At 71.3% G+C, this 1558-nt stretch carries 1 protein-coding gene; it reads right to left on the reverse strand.

The genetic code is table 11. The features are described 5' to 3' along the window. On the reverse strand, nt 1-1538 hold a 1538-nt coding region (locus VR45_RS41435; RefSeq protein ID WP_353612761.1), incomplete at its 3' end, for an amino acid adenylation domain-containing protein. Nucleotides 1539-1558: the final 20 nt, after the last annotated feature.

Consider the following 1558-nt stretch of genomic DNA (forward strand, 5'->3'; position numbering starts at 1 on the left):
GTGATCTCCCGAGCGTCGACGGGAATGGCGTTCGCCGGCACCACGATCCCCTCGGCGGCCTGTGCGGCTGCCAGCCCGGCCACCGTCGGCGTCTCGAAGAGCGCCCGCACCGCCACGGACACACCCCGCACTCGCAGACGTTCCACCAGGGCCACTGCCAGCAGCGAATGGCCGCCCAGCGTGAAGAAGTCGTCATCGACCCCCACCGCCGGCAGGCCGAGGACCTCGGCGAACGCCTCGCAGAGGATCTCCTCCCGCACACTGGCCGGCGCACGGCCCCCACCCGTCGTGTGCTGCGGAACGGGCAGGGCCTTGCGGTCCAGCTTGCCGTTGACCGTCACCGGCAACGCGTCCAGCAGCACGACCGCCGACGGAACCATGTGGGACGGCAGCCGCTCACCCGCGAACTCCCGCAGCAGGGAGACGAGTTCGTCCGACGGCGTGTCCGCGTCGGCCGGAACGGCGTACGCCACCAGGCGGATGTCACCCGGGACGTCCTCGCGAGCGACAACCGCGACCTGGGCCACGGCAGGGTGGACGGCCAGGACGGCCTGGACCTCGCCGGGCTCGATCCGGAAGCCGCGGATCTTCACCTGCTCGTCCGCACGGCCCAGGTACACCAGCTGACCATCGGCGGTCCAGCGGACCCGGTCACCCGTGCGGTACATCCTCTCCGGGACCCCCGTGCCACTGCCGAACGGGCAGGCCACGAACCGCTCCGCCGTCAAACCGGCACGTCCCACGTACCCGCGCGCCAACTGCACACCCGCCAGGTACAACTCACCCTCGACGCCCACCGGCGCCGGGGACAGCGAACCGTCCAGCACATACACCCGGGTATTGGCCACCGGCCCACCGATCGGCACCACCGCACCATCGCTGACGGCACAGCGCGCCGCGGTCACGTCCACGGACGCCTCCGTGGGCCCGTACAGGTTGAACAGCGGTACACCCGCCAGCAGTTCGAGGAACCGATCCCGCAACGGCGCCGACAGTGCCTCACCACTGCAGAACACCGCCCGCAGCCCGGTGCAGTCGGTGGCCGCCGGCTCACGCAGGAACGCCTCCAGCATCGACGGCACGAAGTGCGTCACCGTGATGTTCTCGCCCTGGATCAACTCGACGAGATAGCCCGGCTCCCGGTGCCCACCCGGGCGGGCGAGCACCAGCGCCGCGCCCTGCACCAACGGCCAGAAGAACTCCCACACGCTGACGTCGAACCCGAACGGCGTCTTCTGCAGCACCCGGTCCCCGACACCGATGGCCACGCCGGGGGTCTCCTGCATCCAGGCGAGCCGGTTGACGATCCCCTCGTGCGGCACCGCAACGCCCTTCGGACGGCCGGTGGAACCCGACGTGAAGATCACATACGCCGGATGCGCAGGCAGCACCTCCACCACGGGAGCCTGCGCCGACAGAGCCGCCAGCTCCGCGACCACCGCGGGATCGTCCACCGCAACCCGGGGCACGCCATCCGGCACCACCCCGGTCAGGGCGGTGGTGCCGAGCACGCACACCGACCCGGCATCGGCGAGCACGGCCTCGATGCGACCGGCCG

Source organism: Streptomyces sp. NRRL S-495 (genome assembly GCF_000966955.1).
GTDB classification, from domain to species: domain Bacteria; phylum Actinomycetota; class Actinomycetes; order Streptomycetales; family Streptomycetaceae; genus Kitasatospora; species Kitasatospora purpeofusca.